Origin of the sequence: Paenarthrobacter aurescens, assembly GCF_041549525.1 — a bacterium.
Taxonomy (GTDB): domain Bacteria; phylum Actinomycetota; class Actinomycetes; order Actinomycetales; family Micrococcaceae; genus Arthrobacter; species Arthrobacter aurescens.
The window spans coordinates 364034-380743 of sequence record NZ_CP157456.1 but is presented as its reverse complement, the minus strand read 5'-3'; the positions used below and the strand labels follow the sequence as shown (position 1 = coordinate 380743).

Sequence of the window (16710 nt, the reverse complement as noted above, 5' to 3'; positions counted from 1 at the left end):
CCTCAGCCAGGTAATTAGCTCCAACCCAGGAGCCGCAGCAATGCTGCGGCTCCTGCGCCTGAAATCACCACTACAAGGAACGGCGCGCGCAGCCACAGCGCAACGGCCGCGGCAACCAAGGCGCCCACACGGGCATCGAGGACCAGGCCTTGTCCTGACGCCACGGCGTTCACCACGGTGAGGGATGCCAGCAGGCCAATGGTCATGGTGCCGGCAACGTGCATGATCCGCGGGCTCTCCAGCAGCTTGGCAGGGACGAAGTAGCCCACCAGCTTGGTCAGGTACGCCAGAGCACAGGCAATGAGGATCCACAGCCAGAGGTTCATTTCCTGCCCCCGTGTTCGCGCTGGTGCTTCTCCGCATAGGGATCCAGGTCCGGTTCCAATCCTTCATCCATGCGTGCGTGGCTGAACCAGCCGATCACGCCGGCCACTACTGCCGCCACCAGGATGGGAACACCCGACGGAACGAACGGCACGGCCAGGATGGTGGCTAGTGCACAGGCGGCGGCAATCGCCCAGGGTTCGCGGCCCTTCAAGCGTGGCCACAGCAGAGCCAGGAACGCCGCAACCGCAGCACCGTCCAAGCCCCATTGTTTGGGATCGCCCATGGCGTCACCGGCCAGCGCACCAATTGCCGTAAAGATATTCCACAGGATGAATATGCCAATGCCGGCTGTCCAAAACCCGCGTCGTTGCTCGTCCGGATCCGACTGGCCGGACGCCGTCGCCGTTGATTCATCGATGGTCACGTGCGCGGAAACATAACGCTTCCACCCGCCAGGGCGGAGCATCGCGTTGATCTGCATCCCGTAAATGCCGTTGCGAAGACCCAGCAGCGCACTGGCTGTCATGGCGGCCACCCCGGATCCACCGCCGGCAACGACGCCGATGAAGGCGAACTGCGAACCTCCGCTGAACAGCAGGAGGCTCAGCACCATGGTCTGCCAGAAATCGAACCCCGATGCCACTGCCAAGGCACCGAAGGACACCCCATACAAGCCAGTGGCGATGCTCAGGGACACTGCAACTTTAAAAGCAGGAGATTCCCTGAGCTTCATGGAAGCCGGGCTGGTACTCATTTCCGAAGGCTCCACGACCACAGGATGAGCGGAATCTGCAGGGGCAGGCGCACGGTATGGATACGCCGCTCGGCAGCTGTTCCTTTCGGACCATAGGCGCGCCGAAGTGCATCTATATGCCCGGCAAGGAATGCGGTGAACATCGCAGTGGTGGCGTCTGCGGCCACCCGGCGCGTGGCAGGGATCAAAAGTCCGACGGCGGCAGTCACCTCAAGCAGGCCCGATGCCGCAACCCATTCCTCACGGGACATAACTGCCAAGGGCCCGTTGGGGCGGCTTCCGGGCTCATCCCTTCGGCACAAGTACCCAGGCACCACCGGGTAATAGAACTTAGGCGTGCGGAAATGCTTCGCGGCGCTGGTCAGGAGCAGTGCGCTCAGAGCTACTGCAGAGGTGGTTCGGGTTGCTTGGGCTGACCAGCGAAAAGGCATGAGACCACTCAATCACAAGCAGGGTTACCTCCAAAGCCGGAACCGACCATCAGCTGGGCGAGAACCTGCGCCGGCTTGTTGGTGGTGATTTCATGGATGCCAAGGCCCTGGCACAGGGCCACGTCCTTCTCCGAGTCGACGGTCCACACCCGGAAGACCCGTCCCGCCTCCAACCAGCGCTGAACGTTTCGCGCGTGCTCCCGGACGTAGTCAATACCCGGGCCGGCCATACCCACTTCACCGGCGTCGAGGACCCTCTCGGCCTCGAGCTGCGTAGCCCGCATGACGTTGGCCACCGCTCCACCGGTCAGGAAGCCCAAACCGAGCTCCTGGCGGATCTCCTTGACCGTAAAGTCATCCACCAATTGGCAGATGAATTCCTTGGGAACGCTGTGGAGCAGCCGTTGAACAGAATCAGTATCAAAACTCATGAAAGAGATCCGGATGTTCTCCAACCGGGACTCCTCCGGTGTCCAGCCCTCTTCTTCCAACAGGGCAAGAACACGGTCCTCCAGCTTTAGTCCGTACGGGCTGGGGTGCTTGAGCTCAATGGCCAAACCAATGTCACGCCCTGCAGCGCGGAGGATATCCAGCAGCTCCGGCAACGTCAGGAATTGATCGGACACTCCCCCGTAGGCGTCCGGAATCCGCGCACCCTTCCACGACGAGAAGTCCAACGCACGCAGCTGCTCCAGGGTGTGCTCACCAACCGGGCCCGTGCCAGTGGACGTCCGGTCCAGGTTCGCGTCGTGCAGCAGCACAACATGTTGGTCCCGGGTCAGGTGGACGTCGCATTCCACACCGTCGGCGCCATCGGCAATGGCCCTGAGATAGGCGGCCCGGGTGTGCTCGGCAAAGGCGGCACTGGCACCTCGGTGGGCATAGACCTTGGGCCGGCTTGGGGCGAAGTCGTCGCTAGTCATGCAGACACGTTAGCCCACGGCAATGCACGCCCGGGGGCTACGCTGGGCTAATGCAGGTGAACTCTGAACAAATCCCAGCCGAAGACCTCACCAAGCCAACACCGGCGGCAGGTTCCGCCCCCGCACGCGGCCGTTCCGCCGTCGTCGAACTTTCCGCTGGCGACCTTGAGAAGGCCGCTGCGTTGCTCCGCATGAAACGGCTGGCCTTGGCGCTGCTGATCGCCATGGCGGTGATCTTCACGGTGGCGTTCGCGTTCCAGAAACAGTACCCGTGGCTTGAATACGTCCGTGCGGCGGCCGAAGGCGGCATGGTGGGTGCGCTGGCCGACTGGTTCGCGGTCACGGCACTGTTCAAGTACCCCATGGGCCTGAAAATCCCGCACACCGCCATCATTCCGCGCCGCAAGGATCAAATCGGTGAATCGCTCAGCGACTTCGTCGAGAGCAACTTCCTGTCCCAAGAGGTTGTGCAGGAGAAGTTGGCCAGCATCGACATTGCCCGCAAGGCAGGCACCTGGTTGTCAGCACCTGGCGGTGCAGAGCGCGTAGCCAAGGAAGGCGGCGCGGTGATCCGGGGTGCCTTCACCGTGTTGAACGACGACGACGTGCAGGCAGTGATCGAGGGCATGGTCCGCAAGCACCTGCTCACCCCGCCTTGGGGACCGCCCGTGGGCCGGATGGCCGAGCGCATCTTCGCTGATGGCCACCACCACACCTTGGTTGACCTCCTGGTTGACCGTGCCGCCGACTGGGTGGACGCCAACCACGCAACAGTGAACAGGCTCGTCTCGGATCGATCCCCGCTGTGGGTGCCAACGTTTGTTGACGGTTTAGTGGGCGACCGCGTGTATGTGGAACTCGCAAAGTTTGTTCGCGCAGTACAGGCAGACCAGAACCACCAGGTACGGCAGTCGATCGACGCCTACCTCGCAGATCTTGCCCAGGACCTGCAACACGATCCCGCCATGATCGAGCGCGCCGAATCCATCAAGGCTCAGATCCTCGGCGACCCCGAGGTCCGTGAACTGGCGTCCCGCACCTGGGGAACCGTGAAAACCGCGCTGCTCAACGCCGTCGACGATCCCGACAGCGAGCTGAGCCAGCGCTTCAAAAGCGCCGTCCGCGATTTCGGCAACCGGCTGGTCAACGACGACGAACTGGCGGGCAAGGTCAATACCTGGATCGGCGATGCTGCCGGTTATCTGGTGAACACGTACCGTTCGGACATCGCCGGCGTCATTTCCGATACCGTGGCCCGCTGGGATGCCGAGGAAACATCGCAAAAGATCGAGCTTCAGGTGGGTAAGGACCTCCAGTACATCCGCATCAACGGAACCGTGGTGGGTGCCCTGGCCGGCTTGGCGATCTTCACGGTGGCGCACCTGCTGTTTGGGTAAAGCTCTGGAGCTATCCAGCCCGTCTTGGTAGCTTCAACGCATGCCCATCAAACTTGAGAACGTCGGTATAGCGGTCCGGGATCTTGAAGAAACAATCGCCTTCTTCACAGATCTCGGCCTCACAGTGCAGGGCCGGGACACGGTCAGCGGTGAGTGGGCCGATACCGCGGTTGGCTTGGACGTAACCACGCAAAGATTGCAGTGCTCCAGACGCCGGACGGCAACGGCCAACTCGAGCTGTTCGAGTACCTCCACCCTGATGCGATTGAGACGGGCCCCACTCTTCCCAACGAGATTGGGATGCACCGCGTAGCCTTCTCCGTTGACGACATTGACCACGCCTTGGAAATCGCCGCAAAGCACGGCTGCCATCCCTTACGTGGAGTGGCCAACTACCAGGACGTCTACAAGCTGACGTATCTTCGCGGTCCCAGCGGGATTCTGGTCATGCTGGCGCAGAAACTGTAGGACAGCGGAGTCCTGCTTCAGGCGCTGTGTTGTTTGCCGTGCGTTTACACCACAGCAGTCATGATGTTCCAGCCTTGGCCGGCCTGAACACGCGCAAGCCAACCACCACTGCCGTTACCCGGGTAAAGCCACAGGGTCCCGGAGTTATCGCGGGCCAGGACATCCGAACGCCCATCACCATTGAAATCACCCGGACCAGTAATGGACGTCATCACATTCCAACCCTGACCCACCTGAACACGCGCAAGCCAACCACCACTGCCGTTACCCGGATACAACCACAGGGTCCCGGAAGTGTCCCGGGCCAGAACATCCGAACGCCCATCACCATTGAAATCACCCGGACCAGTAATGGACGTCATCACATTCCAACCCTGACCCACCTGAACACGCGCAAGCCAACCACCCATGCCATTACCCGGATACAACCACAGGGTCCCGGAAGTGTCCCGGGCCAGAACATCCGAACGCCCATCACCATTGAAATCACCCGGACCAGTAATGGACGTCATCACATTCCAACCCAGGCCCACCTGAACACGCGCAAGCCAACCACCCATGCCATTACCCGGATACAACCACAACGTCCCGGAGGCGTCACGGGCCAGAACATCCGAACGCCCATCACCATTGAAATCACCCGGGCCCGTAATAGACGTCATCACATTCCAACCCTGACCCACCTGAACACGCGCAAGCCAACCACCAGTACCGTTACCCGGGTAAAGCCACAACGCACCCGAAGAATCACGGGCCAACACATCAGAATGACCATCACCGTTGAAGTCATTTTTCTCCGTACCTGGTCCGGGCTCAACGTGGAGGGCTGAAACAGAATTGCTCTCGGAGTTCGCCACATAGACAATGCCCGTGTCCTTGTTGAGGGCCAGCGCAATGGGACCTGCCCCAACGGGGATCGTCTTGGTGGTGTTGCTGACACCATCCAGCACCGTGACCGTGTTCGTGGGAAGATTTACGGCGAAAAGCTGGTTGGTGGATTCATTGACAACCATGTCCATCGCTGAAGAGCCGAAACTCTTTTCCACCACAGAGTGAGACGTGCCGTCGATAATGGCGCCTACATCAAGGTAGTTGGCGGCGAATATCTTATTGGTGGTTGAATTCAGGGCGAGTGACCACGGGGGAACCGGAAGGCTGATGGTTGACGTTGTGTTTGAGGCGCCCTCGATCACAGTCAAGGATCCGCCGTAGCTGTTGGGTACGTACACCTTGTTGGTAACAACATTAACCGCGAGGTCCCTGGGACCTTCTCCCGTGGGGACTGTAACGGTTCCATTTGAGAGTCCGTCGATGACCGTCACACTGTTGGAGTAGTGGTTTGTAACGTAGACCTTATTGGTCACATCATTGACCACCACATCCGTGGGCATATAGCCGGTAGCAACAGTGGTGGTTGCGTGGGTGAGACCATCAAGGACTGTTACCAAACCGGCCCCGGCATGGGTCACGTACACCTTGTTCGTCTTGGTATTGACAGCAATGTCACCAGGCTGAGTGCCTACCGGAACGGTGACGGTGGCATTTGTTGCACCATCGATCACAGTCACCGAATTACCGTCGTTGTTTGTCACGTACGTTTTATTCGTGACGGCGTTGACTGCGAGGGCGAATGGTCTGGCACCGGCACTCACAGCCGTAGTGCTATTTGTGGACCCATCAATGACCGTGATGGAGCTGTCACCGGAATTTGCTACATAAATCTTGTTGGTCTTCTCGTTAACTGCCACTGCCTGGGGCTTGCTGCCTGTTTGTATCGTGGCTGGCAAGTCCGGCGCGGCATGGGCCGGACCATTGAACGGAGAGAGCGCGGAACACGCAACAAGGATCGCAGTTGTGGCCACAATAGAGGGCAGTAAACGAGGCATGATCCTGAGATTACGGTAGAGATCCCCGTTTTATGCTCACTGGGTCAAGAAACGCTGCAAAGGCTCTCTTTTGTGACTCCATCCCCGCGCTTAATGGGCCTGAACGCGGGTGTAAACCATGTCAAAGTCATGTTCCATTGGGCCTCCCGGGTACGTTCCCCGTTCCAACCGTGCGTGGATGGTGTTGCCGTCAGCGCTGAAGCGGCCCACAAAACGCTGGGGCCAGTCAGGCCCATCCCGGAAGAGGGTCCACACATTGTCCTTGAGCGTCATGTCGTAGATCCGGGCGACGCCGCGGGAATCAAAATAGTGCTGCTGGAAGGCGCCATCGGATCCGGTGGCCCCAATGATGCTCACCGCGTTGGGGTACTCGGGCCGCTCTACTGTGGAACGTTGGATGAGGAAGCCTCCGTCTTCCAGCCACTCGAAACGTGTATGGCCGGGGACGTCCAATCCCGGTACTGACGTGTCCCATCCGCCCACGAGGATGTTCAGTTGCTCCAACCTGGGCCTTGGATCCTGTGCCATGGCAGCCTCCCCTTTGAGGTGTGAACAGGTACAGCGTAGAACTCAACCCAAGAGCCGCTCAACCCAAGAGATGCACCATTTGGCCCGGCCGCGCTTGGCCGATCAGGTCCAGGTCCTCCTCCCGGACCACTGCGATGACCGGGGATTGGGCCGTTGCCGGGTGGCCAGCAAGCGCGATCACCGGAAGGCCCGACGGCGGCAACAGGACTGAGCCCGATGCCAACGGTTGGTGCTGGGGTTCTTCGGCGGCGGCATCCAGGGAAGCAGCAGCACCGTCAAGGGGTCGGCCAGCGAGTCGCGCACCTACTCGATCCGATTCCGGCGAGAGAATCCAAGGTTCACTGGTCAAGCGCAGCCACGTGCCGGCGTCGAACTTCGCTGCCTGAGGCCCGCGCGAAACCCTGACCACCACCGGGCGTTCCGGATCCACAGCACGCCGGGCGGGATGGTTCACCTCGGGGAAACCATGGCCAAGCGGCCGCCCGAACGTCAGAGCCGCACCAGCGGGTAGCGCCTTCTCTTGCGCCGGCTCATCCTGTGCCGAAATTCCGCCCTGAATCCCCACGTAGTACCGGAGGCCAAACAGGGCACGGCCAAACTCAAGCACTGCCCCGGGCGCCACCCGAACCGCCTTGTTCAAAGGCAGTTCGTTGCCGTTGAGGGTCACCATGCCCTCGGCACCAGTAACTGCCACGGCCGACCCCGTGACGAACCGCAACTTCAGCCCACCCAGCAGCACCTCAAGGCCGGCAGCAGAGTCAGGGTTACCCAGCAGGGTATTTGCCAAATGCATGGAGGCCCGGTCCAGTACTTGCCCAGGGCTCAGAACCATGGTGCCCGGTCCCGGCTCCACTACTACCGCACCCACGAGGCCTCCCCGGTCACAGGTTTACGGACACGGATTTATGCGAATGCTTCAATCTCAACGCCGGCCTTCTCCAAGCCCTCCCGAACCGCAGCAGCCATGTTCACCGCACCGGGCGTATCGCCGTGGATGCACAGCGAATCGGCCTGCACTGGCACCACGGTTCCGTCTATGGCCAGCACTTCCTTGCGCGTTGCGAGCCGCACGGCCTGAGCTACAACGGCCTCGGGGTCGTGCAGGACGGAACCTTCCTGGGTGCGCGGCACCAACGTTCCATCCGGCAAGTAGGCGCGGTCCACGAATGCTTCGCGGAACACCGGGTGGCCGGATTCCTCAGCGAGAGTCAGCCACGCCGACCCCGGCAAACCCAGCACCGGCAGGCCTGGATCATAGGCGTGGACGGCAGCCACTACTGCCTCGGCCTGCTCAGCGTCGCGAACGATCCTGTTGTACAGCGCGCCATGGGGCTTCACGTAATCCACTGAAGCTCCCACCGCGTGGGCCATGCCGTCCAAGGCGCCCAGTTGGTACAGGACATCACCGAACAACTCGTCGAAGGTCATATCCAGGGAACGCCGGCCGAAGCCCGCCAGATCTCTGTACCCCACGTGGGCACCGACGCGGACATCCAGCTCGAATGCTGCACGGCAGCTGTCCAGCATGGTGAGGGGATCACCCGCGTGGAAGCCGCAGGCCACGTTGGCGCTGCTCACGATGCGGAACATCGAGGCGTCATCTCCCATGGTCCAGGAGCCAAAAGACTCCCCGAGGTCAGCGTTCAGATCCACTGCTACCGCCTTCCAGCGTTGTGTTCAGGGCATTCTTTGGCGCGTTCGGGAGCAGCTCGCCGGGTACGGTATCCGGGAGCGGACCGAATGCTTCCTTGGCTGTGGACACCACGGCCCGGCCCATCATCAGGTTGCCTGCCCCACCTACCACAGCGCCCACGCCGAACGGCAGGGCGCGTCCGAGGAACGCGGTACCTTGCCGTTTCAGGAGGTTCTTCAGGAACGCACGCTGGATGGAGTCGCGGATGACGCCGAATCCACTGCCTGGAATCTTCTTGGTCAGCGTCCGGCCCCATGCGTTGGTCACTCCTTTGCCACGGCCCAGCGACTGGCCGCTGAGGGCGCCCAGCATGGACGTGCCTTCTTCTCCCAGCATGATGGCCATGACCATGGTCTGTGCACGCTCGGGATCAGTCAGCCGGATCCCGTGCAGTTCGGCCAAGGACGAGGCGTAGAGTGCTGTGGTTTCCAGGAAGCCCACGGTTGCGAGCGCGGATAGTCCCAGCGACGCCGCGGTTCCAATACCAGGCACGACGGCGGTGGCACCCACCGCTGCACCCCCGCCTGAAATGGCCAGCAGGTAGTGGCGTTCCAATTTAGCGGCCAGTTGAGCCGGGGAGTCATTGGGGTGGCGGCGTTGGAGCCGGCGGAGGTTTGCCAGCACCAAGGGCCGTTGGACTTCCACGGCTTTCAGCAGCACGTTGTGCACTCCGGGCTTGGCATTGCCTTGGGCATCAAACACTGCATTGTGGGCTGTTTCCTGGGCGATCTTCACCGCCGGGTTGGGGCGCTTGGGCATCTTCACCTCTCCTTGGCAGTTAGTCGTTTCACGGGGAACTGCTGTCCTCAGCCTATGTCACGGCTTCGGTATGCGAGAGCCGCCTGGTGCCGTATGTGGAGAGCAGAGTGCCGTATGTGGACAGCAGGGTGCCGTATGTGGACAGTATTCAGCGCAGAGCGGACCCCAATCCGGCCATCCTCCGGCGTAAACTGGGGTGCACTCACGGAAGCAGTCCAAGCAAGGACAGGAAGCAGAAGGTGCGGACACGGACGACGACGCCCCGCCGTCGGGCGCTTCATAACTGAAGGCCCGCCAACCGCACCATCAGTGCGCCTTCCACAGGTTCAACGCTCAGGCTTAGGCTAGTGGGATGGCCTCGCTGCGAGCGCTGCGTCCCTTTGCGCACCGGGAATTCCGGGTGTTGATTTCCGCGCTGTCCATTTCCATTTTCGGATCGGGCATGTGGGCTGTGGCGATGGTCTATGAGGTGATCCACCTTGGCGGCGGCCCGCTTGAGCTGTCCTTGGTTGCAACCGCAGCCAGCATCGGACTGGTGGGCTTTGTGTTGGCGGGCGGCATTGCGGCGGACCGGTTCCCTCAGCGGCTCCTGATCATCGCTGTGGAAGGCGCCAACCTGGCCGTCATTGCCACCATTACAGCACTCGCCTTGTTCAACGTCCTTCAGCTGTGGCATTTGGCCGTGGGTGCGTTTGTCATAGGCGTGGGACAGGCATTCTTCTTTCCGGCGTATTCGGCCATGCTGCCTCGCATCCTGCCCGCCGATGATCTTTTGGCTGCCAACGGGTTGGAAGGAACGGTGCGGCCGGTTCTGCAGCAGGCGGCGGGCCCGGCAATCGCAGGAATTCTGGTGGCGGTATTGTCCCCGGCCCATGCCGTGGCTGGAGTGGCCGTTTGCCACTTGCTGGCGTTTGGGATCGTGAACCTCCTGAGCCGGCGCCCGGGCGGTGGCGGTGCGGCCGCCGCAAGTCCGGGGACATCCACAACTGCCAAGTCCTCCCTTTTCAAGGACCTCCAGGAGGGATTCAGCTACACCATCCGTACGCCGTGGCTCTTGTGGACCCTGATCTGGGCCTGCCTGTCCGTGCTTTTCCTGATCGGCCCCATCGAGGTCCTGCTGCCGTTCGTCGTCCGGGATCAACTGGGCGGCGATTCACGAACGTTCGGCTTCCTGTTGGCAGTCATGGGAGTTGGGAGTGCCGCTGCCGCCCTGGCCACGGCAACGTTCCGGCTTCCCCGGCGATACCTGACCGTGATGGTGGTGACGTGGGGGCTGGGAAGCCTGCCGGTAGCTGCCATAGGGTTCATGGACAATTTCTGGGTGCTCGGGGCTGCCATGCTGATTTTCGGTGCCACCGAGGGAGTTGGAATGGTCATCTGGGGCACGCTGTTGCAACGGCGCGTGCCACGGCATCTGCTGGGCCGGATATCCAGCCTGGACTTCTTCGTTTCCTTGGCCCTGATGCCGGTATCCATGGCGCTCGCCGGACCTTTGGCGGAGGTGGTTCCCTTGTGGCTCATCTTTTTCGTTGCCGGCTTGGTGTGCCCCATCATGGCATTCGTGGCACTCTTTGCAGCACGCATGATGTCCGATGAGATCGCCAATCCGCTGACGTCCAGCTCAACGGGATCCGTCAGCCGCTGAGATCGCCATGCTTCCTGGACCCTCCGCCTGGTGCGTAGGCGTGGGACGCGAAAATGTTCAATCCCAGCACCCGGGATAGATATGCCGTGGCTTGTTGGCCGCGCACGCTGTTGCCTGCGGCGTCCAACCGTGGGGAGAAGGTTCCGATTCCGGCTTTGCCAGGTGAGACCGTGAGCAGTCCACCGGACACCCGGACTTTCCTGGGAGCCCGATCTCGAACAGCCATTCCCCGGACCTTTCGTACAGGCCGTTGGAGGCGAGGATCGCCAGGGTGTCCCGGCATACCTCCGCTGAAACCACGCGCTGTCCCGTCACCGGGTTGACCCCGCCATCGGCCAGCGTGGCACCCATGATGGCGAGGTCGCGGGCGCTGACCCGCAGGGAGGAGTGCTTGGTGTACACATCCACCACTTCGAGAGGATCGCGCCCCATCCTGCCGTAACTTTCCAAGAGCCTGGCAATGGCACGGTTTCTGGTGTTGGTACCCATCTCGGAGCGATAGACCTCTTGGTCCAGCACCAGGTCCCGGCCTGCGAAGGCGGACAGCCCGGAGTGGATGGCAGCCCATTGTTCATCCGGTGTCCTGCCGGGCATGAGTGCCGTGGTGGCCAGCGCGCCGGCGTTGACCATGGGATTCATGGGGTGGCCGTGGTTGAGTTCAATGGCCATCACGGAGTTGAAGGCAAGCCCGGTGTTGTTCACTCCTACAAGGTCCGCCATGGCCGCATGGCCGAGGTCCTGGCACACCAAGGCGTACACGAAGGCTTTGGAGATGGACTGGATGGAGAACTCAGCATCGGCCTCGCCGGCGACGTGGACTCCGCCGTCGACTTCCACCACACAGACGCCGAACAGATTCGGGTCCGCTTGCGCAAGAACGGGAATGTAGTCAGCCACGGCACCGTCCTTGCATGCACGGTTCCGCTCATGGGATGCCGCTACCAGCGAGTCAACCTGGTCCCATCCGGGTAGGGTTCCGGTGGAAACGGCCTGCTTGACGCCCTCAACGTTTGTTTCCACCACGGTTTCCCCCCAACGATCGTTGAAACAACAGGATCCCCTATTTGCCGGGGGTTAGGGTGCCGATCTCATCCCCGCCTTGGCCGAACACTGCCAGCTTCCCGTCTTCCTGGATCTTGGCTGTGGCCGCGTTTGAAAGCCAGGTGTCAACGCCTTCGCAGGCCATCCGGGTGGACGCGAAACCGCCGAAGGAGATGGTCTTGCCGTCCTCTTTCCAAGAGCCCGTGAGCCTGTTGCAACCATCCGTTCCGGTGGCAGTGCCATCGGACTTCAGGTCCAAGGAGGGTTGTTTGGCGTCGCTGGTATCACCCCACACACCTACAAAGGGGCCGTTGCCGCTTCCTGCGCAGCCTGCCATCAAGGCCGCTGCAAGCAATGCAGGGAAAACAGAACGGAAGATGCGGTTCCTGGGCTGCGCCATGCGGTCAGTCTAGGTTTACGCACCCCGGCCGTCTACCGGGGATCGTGCGGTCGGTCGCGACTCAGACGACCGACCGCACTAGCCCGGTTTACGCAGTGATGGCGCCCCGGGCGGGCCCCAGAACCCGCCACACCCACCACTGCTAACGATGCCGGTGAAACGCAACGCGGCCGAAAAGGGCAACGGCGCAGTACGCGGTTCAACGACATGGGCAATGGTTATGTGCTCTGACCTGCGGAAACGTGACGCGTACTAAAAGAAAAAGATTTTCACCAACACTTTTTGGCTTCCCGGCACACTAAAAGGCAGTAGGAAAAATGAGCAGCTGACGCCCCGTGGAGCAAAACATGAAGTTATCCCAAGGTCCGGCATTCGTCACCACATGGTCGGTCACGGATGCTCCTGACATCCACCTTCTGTTCATGGTTGGCTTGGTCGCCGTTGCCGGCATCGTCGGTGTGGGCACAGTGAGCCTGCTCCTGGTGCTCGCACCACTGGCCATGCTCTTTGTGGGGCGCAGCAGGTCCCGGAGGGTCACCGCGGTTCCCGGGCACCATGCCGAAGAGCCCGACGCCGGGCGGCCCCCGCCGTCGTCATTCAACGGCGGTGACCACGCCGCTTAGGTCCGCCGGGAATCAGACGATCCAGGAACCTAGTCCTCGAAGTGCAGTTGGCTGTCACTGCTTCCGCTGAGGTTTGCGATGATTTCCGACGCGACGGCATGCAGTTTCTGGTTTCGATGGCTTGAAGCTTTGGTCAGCACATTGAACGCCTCTTCCTGGCTGCAACGGTTTTGGGCCATGATGACGCCGCAGGCAAGGTCAATGACCGTCCTGGAGGACATGGCAGTCTTGAGGTCGGCGTTGAGCTGCTCCACGGTTTCCACCCTGATGGCCAGGCGCAAGGTACTGCCCGCAACATCTGCGAAGGCGGCAGCTTCGGCAATCACAGCATCCGTGAAGGTCCCCGCCGTAGGTGCGAAGAAGTTGATGACCGCTTGAGAAGTATCCCCCAGGTCCATGGGCACACCCAATGCGCTGTGGACGCCCTCAGCTGCCAGAGCGCTGCTGTAAAGCGGCCAGTTGGTATCCGTGGCAACGTCAGCCAGCAGTACGGGACGCCCGGCATCCAAGGCTTCCAAGCAGGGACCCTGCTTGAGTTCCTGTTCTATTTTGTCCAGGAACACGGCCCGCTCGCTGCTGCCCGCTACAGTGGCGGTACGCTTGCGGCGCCGCAAGGTCAGGGCACAGTCAATATTCTCACCGGCCACCTTACTCATGGCATCGCTGGCGAAGCCGGTCACCCCGTTGAGGATTCCGTGGATGTCGGAACTACCGACCACCAGTTCATGCAGGCTTCTGATGTGTTCGGCACTTCTGGTGGGTTCCATGAGCCTAATCGTAGGAACACTTGGGCTTCCCGTCACCTCTTGCCGCTGAAACCGAGCAGAAGGTACAGTTCAAAAATAAGTAACCTGATCAATTCGCTCCCAGAGCGACCCGCCGCTTACAACGGGATACCAGTTATGGAAGATCCACGCCGGACAGCTCGAACCCTCATTCAGCACGGGACCATCGATCTTGAAGACCTGTGGATCCGCTACTGGTCCCACGGTGGAAATGCTCCCGTCTTTGAACTCGATGCGTACGTCTTCGAGATCCAGGAGCGCCATCCTTTCGAACTGCGGATCCTGTCTTGGGCACTCGAAGACCTGGGCATAGACGCGCCGCTCTGAGCGTGCCACTCTAAGCGCGGCGAAGAGCCGGCGGCGGCCCGGATTTCCTGAAGACCTACCTGAGCCCGGCCGAGTGCGCCAAGGCGATCGCCTCAGTCCTGGAACGCACGTTCAGTTTCCGGAAGAGGTTGCGGACGTGGAATTTCACCGTATTTTCGCTGATGTGGAGCGCCCCTGCGATGCTCCGGTTCCGTTGCCCGGCGGTGAGCAGCTGCAGGACTTCCAGTTCCCTCGGCGCCAGGTCCCACGCGGCGACGTCGCCTGCGGGCGAAGCCGGTGGATCCAAGGGCAACACCACGGAAATATCCGCACCCCAGCCCTGCATCACCTCAAGGGACATCCGCCCGTCAACGGCCTGCACCCGCTGCTGCAACCGGGCGATGCTGGGCGAGTCCGGCGTAAGTGCACCCAGACCGTCGTCGCGCACATTGATCAGCAGGTTCTCACCGTCGCAGTCCCACTGGGCCCGCACCCGGCGGACGTCCGGTTGCTCCGCGATGGCCAGGACCAGGCCACGAACAACAGCACGTGCAGCATGGGCAACTTCGCCGGGGAGTGCACGCCCGTTGGCGGGCGGCTCGATGAATTGCATATCGATATTGCTGAAGTGCATCAGGGGCCGAAGGTCCTCACGAAGCCGTTCGAACGCCGTCGCCACCGGCTCCTCCACCAGATCGCTGGTGCGGTCGCTGACCGTCCGCAAGTCCACCAGGGCTTTAACAGCGAGGTCCGTCACCGAGGCGCGCGCCGCGGCGTCGTTCATGGAGGTGGACCGCAGGGCCGCAAGCAGCGTTTCAAGCGTGGTGGAGTGTTGGTCGATCAGCTCGGCAGTTACACGGATCCGCTCGGCGGACGCTGCCCGCGATTCCAACAGGTACGACGGCGGCGCGTCAGTTACTTTCTCCTGGATGCGTCTTGCGGTTAATCGCCAAAGGTAGTCGAGAAGGCGAAGAGCCTCTTCACCTTCGGATCCCCCGGCAACGGAGGGATCGGTCAGCACCAGCAGCGCTTGGCTGGGTGCGAAACCAAGGGCAAGGACTTCCCTCTCCTGCCCGGCGATAACCGCAGAAGTTCGCCATGGGCCCTCGCCCGGCAAGGCCGATCCCAGTCTGTCCAGTTCGGTGATGGACACCCGGCTGACCACGCCTTCATCACCCGCCTTTTTCTGGGGCCGGCCAGTGCATTCCTCGGTGAAGATGATCAAGGCGCTGGCCTGGACAAACGGGAGTGTGGCGTCGCGGAGGACTTCGGCAATGCGGTTCAGCGGCGCCGCAGCAAGATCGCTGACGGCGTGGAGGAGTGTCCAGTTCTGCATTCAGTCAGAGTACGTGCCTCCCAGGAGAGGAACTACCCAATGGGGTAGTAAATGCCGTCACAAAAAGGCGTTCCACCTACCCGGAAACTGCACCAAGGTGGAAGGGAACCAAAAGAACGGCACGTAAAGGAGTGAATATGGACGCCGTTGCGGAACGGTCCTCCCTGAGCGAAACAGCAGCCCGGGCGGCCCTCAACCTGTCACTGATCCAGAATGAAACAGCGGGCACCACCAACGCGATCGATGTCCGCCAGCTGGCAGACCTCGCAGAGAGGATCCGGGGAGCAGAACGGGTCTTTTTGTCCGGCGCAGGTCGGAGCGGACTGGTTCTTCGCATGGCAGCAATGCGCCTCATGCACCTCGGCCTGACGGTCCATATTGCCGGGGACACCACGACGCCGGCCATCACCGCCGGTGACCTCCTGCTGGTCGCGTCCGGCTCAGGAACTACCTCGGGCGTGGTCAAGGCGGCGGAAACAGCAGTCGCCGCCGGCGCGGACGTCGCTGCGGTGACCACCAATGCGGGCTCACCCCTGGCCGGATTGGCCGATGCGCTGGTAATCATTCCCGCCGCGCAGAAGACCGATCACGGCTCCAGCCTTTCCCGCCAGTACTCCGGCAGCCTGTTCGAGCAATCCCTCTTCCTGGCAACCGAAGCAGTGTTCCAAACCCTCTGGGAGAGCACCGATGAGCCTGCCGAACAGCTTTGGCTGCGGCACGCCAACCTCGAGTAACCCATCTGAACCCGCACCAACCAAACCTTCCACAAGAAAGAAGAACCCCATGAAACTTCAGGTAGCACTGGATCTCCTCACCGTCGAGGACGCCCTTGAACTGGCCCACAAAGTGGCCGAGCACGTGGACATCATTGAACTTGGCACCCCGCTGATCAAGGCTGCCGGCCTCTCCGCCGTCACCGCCATCAAGGACGCCCACCCCACCAAGATCGTCTTCGCTGACATGAAGACCATGGATGCCGGAGAACTCGAAGCCGACATCGCTTTCAAAGCGGGAGCTGACCTGGTGTCGGTCCTGGGCACCGCAGATGACTCCACCATTGCCGGCGCAGTCAAGGCCGCCAAAGCGCACAACAAGGGAATCGTGGTGGACCTGATAGGCGTGGCGGACAAAGTATCCCGCGCCAAGGAAGCCCGTTCGCTTGGTGCCAAGTTCGTGGAGTTCCACGCCGGCCTGGATGAGCAGGCACAGCCTGGTTACAACTTGCGTACCCTGCTCAATGCAGGCGAGGAAGCCCGTGTCCCGTTCTCGGTGGCAGGCGGCGTGAATGCCGGGACCATTGCAGCGGTCCAGCTGGCGGGCGCCGACGTCGCCGTTGCAGGCAGCGCCATATACGGCGCTGCAGACCCCGAGCTGGCCGCCAAGGAACTGAAGGCAGCCATCAACTAGC

The 16710-nt window shown here is 61.6% G+C and carries 18 protein-coding genes and 3 pseudogenes; 7 read left to right on the top strand and 14 right to left on the bottom strand.

From position 1 onward, the window contains the following. Positions 1–14: 14 nt before the first annotated feature. From ABI796_RS01910 to ABI796_RS01895, 4 genes are read right to left on the bottom strand one after another with little or no spacing between them, the layout of a single operon-like run. The gene (locus ABI796_RS01910) at positions 15–326 is read right to left on the bottom strand and encodes an AzlD domain-containing protein (RefSeq protein ID WP_141286693.1); all 312 of its coding nucleotides are present in this window, start codon (positions 324–326) and stop codon (positions 15–17) included. After that, positions 323–1081 carry an AzlC family ABC transporter permease gene (locus tag ABI796_RS01905; protein ID WP_141286695.1) on the bottom strand — a complete coding sequence of 253 codons (759 nt, stop codon included), beginning with the start codon at positions 1079–1081 and terminating at the stop codon, positions 323–325. The genes ABI796_RS01910 and ABI796_RS01905 overlap by 4 nt, the downstream gene beginning before the upstream one ends. Continuing rightward, positions 1078–1512 (bottom strand): hypothetical protein, encoded by a 435-nt coding sequence (locus ABI796_RS01900; protein ID WP_141286697.1) that lies wholly within the window; start codon positions 1510–1512, stop codon positions 1078–1080. The genes ABI796_RS01905 and ABI796_RS01900 overlap by 4 nt, the downstream gene beginning before the upstream one ends. Before the next feature lie 8 nt (positions 1513–1520). Continuing rightward, positions 1521–2435: a glycerophosphodiester phosphodiesterase family protein gene (locus tag ABI796_RS01895; protein ID WP_141286699.1), complete on the bottom strand. Its 915-nt coding sequence runs from the start codon at positions 2433–2435 to the stop codon at positions 1521–1523. Positions 2436–2485: 50 nt separating this feature from the next. Here ABI796_RS01895 and ABI796_RS01890 point away from each other — a divergent pair, with 50 nt between their 5' ends. Further along, positions 2486–3832 carry a DUF445 domain-containing protein gene (locus tag ABI796_RS01890; RefSeq protein ID WP_141286701.1) on the top strand — a complete coding sequence of 449 codons (1347 nt, stop codon included), beginning with the start codon at positions 2486–2488 and terminating at the stop codon, positions 3830–3832. 40 nt (positions 3833–3872) lie between these two features. After that, positions 3873–4300: pseudogene (locus ABI796_RS01885) on the top strand (VOC family protein). A 44-nt stretch (positions 4301–4344) separates the two neighbouring features. Here the strand turns inward: ABI796_RS01885 and ABI796_RS01880 are convergent. The 6 genes and pseudogenes from ABI796_RS01880 to ABI796_RS01855 all read right to left on the bottom strand — a co-directional run bounded on the left by ABI796_RS01880 (position 4345) and on the right by ABI796_RS01855 (position 9166). Continuing rightward, positions 4345–5892, bottom strand: a complete 1548-nt coding sequence (locus ABI796_RS01880; protein WP_344762189.1) for an FG-GAP-like repeat-containing protein — start codon at positions 5890–5892, stop codon at positions 4345–4347. Between the two features lie 33 nt (positions 5893–5925). Further along, positions 5926–6186, bottom strand: a pseudogene (locus ABI796_RS01875) (YncE family protein); the annotation flags it as partial. Between the two features lie 90 nt (positions 6187–6276). Further along, the gene (locus tag ABI796_RS01870) at positions 6277–6714 is read right to left on the bottom strand and encodes a hypothetical protein (RefSeq protein ID WP_141286212.1); all 438 of its coding nucleotides are present in this window, start codon (positions 6712–6714) and stop codon (positions 6277–6279) included. Positions 6715–6772: 58 nt separating this feature from the next. Next, positions 6773–7582, bottom strand: a complete 810-nt coding sequence (locus tag ABI796_RS01865; protein ID WP_141286214.1) for a biotin-dependent carboxyltransferase family protein — start codon at positions 7580–7582, stop codon at positions 6773–6775. 35 nt (positions 7583–7617) lie between these two features. Further along, a complete protein-coding gene (locus ABI796_RS01860) occupies positions 7618–8367 on the bottom strand; it encodes a LamB/YcsF family protein (protein WP_141286216.1) in 750 nt (249 codons plus the stop codon). Continuing rightward, the gene (locus ABI796_RS01855; protein WP_141286218.1) at positions 8351–9166 is read right to left on the bottom strand and encodes a hypothetical protein; all 816 of its coding nucleotides are present in this window, start codon (positions 9164–9166) and stop codon (positions 8351–8353) included. The genes ABI796_RS01860 and ABI796_RS01855 overlap by 17 nt, the downstream gene beginning before the upstream one ends. A gap of 352 nt (positions 9167–9518) precedes the next feature. Between ABI796_RS01855 and ABI796_RS01850 the strand changes: the two genes are divergently transcribed. Further along, a complete protein-coding gene (locus ABI796_RS01850) occupies positions 9519–10811 on the top strand; it encodes an MFS transporter (RefSeq protein WP_141286220.1) in 1293 nt (430 codons plus the stop codon). Here ABI796_RS01850 and glsA read toward each other — a convergent pair. Both glsA and ABI796_RS01840 read right to left on the bottom strand, forming a co-directional pair. Continuing rightward, positions 10801–11696, bottom strand: a pseudogene (gene glsA / locus ABI796_RS01845) (glutaminase A). The gene ABI796_RS01850 and the pseudogene glsA overlap by 11 nt on opposite strands. 175 nt (positions 11697–11871) lie before the next feature. Then, positions 11872–12252 carry an META domain-containing protein gene (locus ABI796_RS01840; protein WP_141286222.1) on the bottom strand — a complete coding sequence of 127 codons (381 nt, stop codon included), beginning with the start codon at positions 12250–12252 and terminating at the stop codon, positions 11872–11874. A gap of 347 nt (positions 12253–12599) precedes the next feature. On the opposite strand from ABI796_RS01840, the gene ABI796_RS01835 reads away from it, so the two are divergent. Continuing rightward, the gene (locus tag ABI796_RS01835) at positions 12600–12875 is read left to right on the top strand and encodes a hypothetical protein (RefSeq protein ID WP_141286225.1); all 276 of its coding nucleotides are present in this window, start codon (positions 12600–12602) and stop codon (positions 12873–12875) included. A 29-nt stretch (positions 12876–12904) separates the two neighbouring features. On the opposite strand, the gene ABI796_RS01830 is transcribed toward ABI796_RS01835, so the two are convergent. Further along, the gene (locus tag ABI796_RS01830; protein WP_141286227.1) at positions 12905–13642 is read right to left on the bottom strand and encodes a GAF and ANTAR domain-containing protein; all 738 of its coding nucleotides are present in this window, start codon (positions 13640–13642) and stop codon (positions 12905–12907) included. A 135-nt stretch (positions 13643–13777) separates the two neighbouring features. Here ABI796_RS01830 and ABI796_RS01825 point away from each other — a divergent pair, with 135 nt between their 5' ends. Then, a complete protein-coding gene (locus tag ABI796_RS01825) occupies positions 13778–13987 on the top strand; it encodes a hypothetical protein (RefSeq protein ID WP_141286229.1) in 210 nt (69 codons plus the stop codon). Positions 13988–14042: 55 nt separating this feature from the next. Here ABI796_RS01825 and ABI796_RS01820 read toward each other — a convergent pair whose 3' ends face one another. Next, a complete protein-coding gene (locus tag ABI796_RS01820) occupies positions 14043–15302 on the bottom strand; it encodes a response regulator transcription factor family protein (RefSeq protein ID WP_141286231.1) in 1260 nt (419 codons plus the stop codon). A gap of 137 nt (positions 15303–15439) precedes the next feature. On the opposite strand from ABI796_RS01820, the gene hxlB reads away from it, so the two are divergent. After that, complete coding sequence (gene hxlB / locus ABI796_RS01815; RefSeq protein WP_141286233.1) at positions 15440–16036, top strand: 6-phospho-3-hexuloisomerase; 597 nt, start codon at positions 15440–15442, stop codon at positions 16034–16036. A 49-nt stretch (positions 16037–16085) separates the two neighbouring features. Then, on the top strand, positions 16086–16709 hold the full coding sequence (gene hxlA / locus ABI796_RS01810; RefSeq protein WP_141286235.1) for a 3-hexulose-6-phosphate synthase: 624 nt from the start codon (positions 16086–16088) through the stop codon (positions 16707–16709). The last annotated feature ends 1 nt before the right edge of the window (position 16710 follow it).

Excerpts from the sequence above, each read along its gene's own strand:
- ABI796_RS01910 (WP_141286693.1), bottom strand. The coding sequence starts at position 326 with ATGAACCTCTGGCTGTGGATCCTCATTGCCTGTGCTCTGGCGTACCTG.
- ABI796_RS01905 (WP_141286695.1), bottom strand. The coding sequence starts at position 1,081 with ATGAGTACCAGCCCGGCTTCCATGAAGCTCAGGGAATCTCCTGCTTTT.
- ABI796_RS01900 (WP_141286697.1), bottom strand. The coding sequence starts at position 1,512 with ATGCCTTTTCGCTGGTCAGCCCAAGCAACCCGAACCACCTCTGCAGTA.
- ABI796_RS01895 (WP_141286699.1), bottom strand. The coding sequence starts at position 2,435 with ATGACTAGCGACGACTTCGCCCCAAGCCGGCCCAAGGTCTATGCCCAC.
- ABI796_RS01890 (WP_141286701.1), top strand. The coding sequence starts at position 2,486 with ATGCAGGTGAACTCTGAACAAATCCCAGCCGAAGACCTCACCAAGCCA.
- ABI796_RS01870 (WP_141286212.1), bottom strand. The coding sequence starts at position 6,714 with ATGGCACAGGATCCAAGGCCCAGGTTGGAGCAACTGAACATCCTCGTG.
- ABI796_RS01855 (WP_141286218.1), bottom strand. The coding sequence starts at position 9,166 with ATGCCCAAGCGCCCCAACCCGGCGGTGAAGATCGCCCAGGAAACAGCC.
- ABI796_RS01850 (WP_141286220.1), top strand. The coding sequence starts at position 9,519 with ATGGCCTCGCTGCGAGCGCTGCGTCCCTTTGCGCACCGGGAATTCCGG.
- ABI796_RS01840 (WP_141286222.1), bottom strand. The coding sequence starts at position 12,252 with ATGGCGCAGCCCAGGAACCGCATCTTCCGTTCTGTTTTCCCTGCATTG.
- ABI796_RS01835 (WP_141286225.1), top strand. The coding sequence starts at position 12,600 with ATGAAGTTATCCCAAGGTCCGGCATTCGTCACCACATGGTCGGTCACG.
- ABI796_RS01830 (WP_141286227.1), bottom strand. The coding sequence starts at position 13,642 with ATGGAACCCACCAGAAGTGCCGAACACATCAGAAGCCTGCATGAACTG.
- ABI796_RS01825 (WP_141286229.1), top strand. The coding sequence starts at position 13,778 with ATGGAAGATCCACGCCGGACAGCTCGAACCCTCATTCAGCACGGGACC.
- ABI796_RS01820 (WP_141286231.1), bottom strand. The coding sequence starts at position 15,302 with ATGCAGAACTGGACACTCCTCCACGCCGTCAGCGATCTTGCTGCGGCG.
- hxlB (WP_141286233.1), top strand. The coding sequence starts at position 15,440 with ATGGACGCCGTTGCGGAACGGTCCTCCCTGAGCGAAACAGCAGCCCGG.
- hxlA (WP_141286235.1), top strand. The coding sequence starts at position 16,086 with ATGAAACTTCAGGTAGCACTGGATCTCCTCACCGTCGAGGACGCCCTT.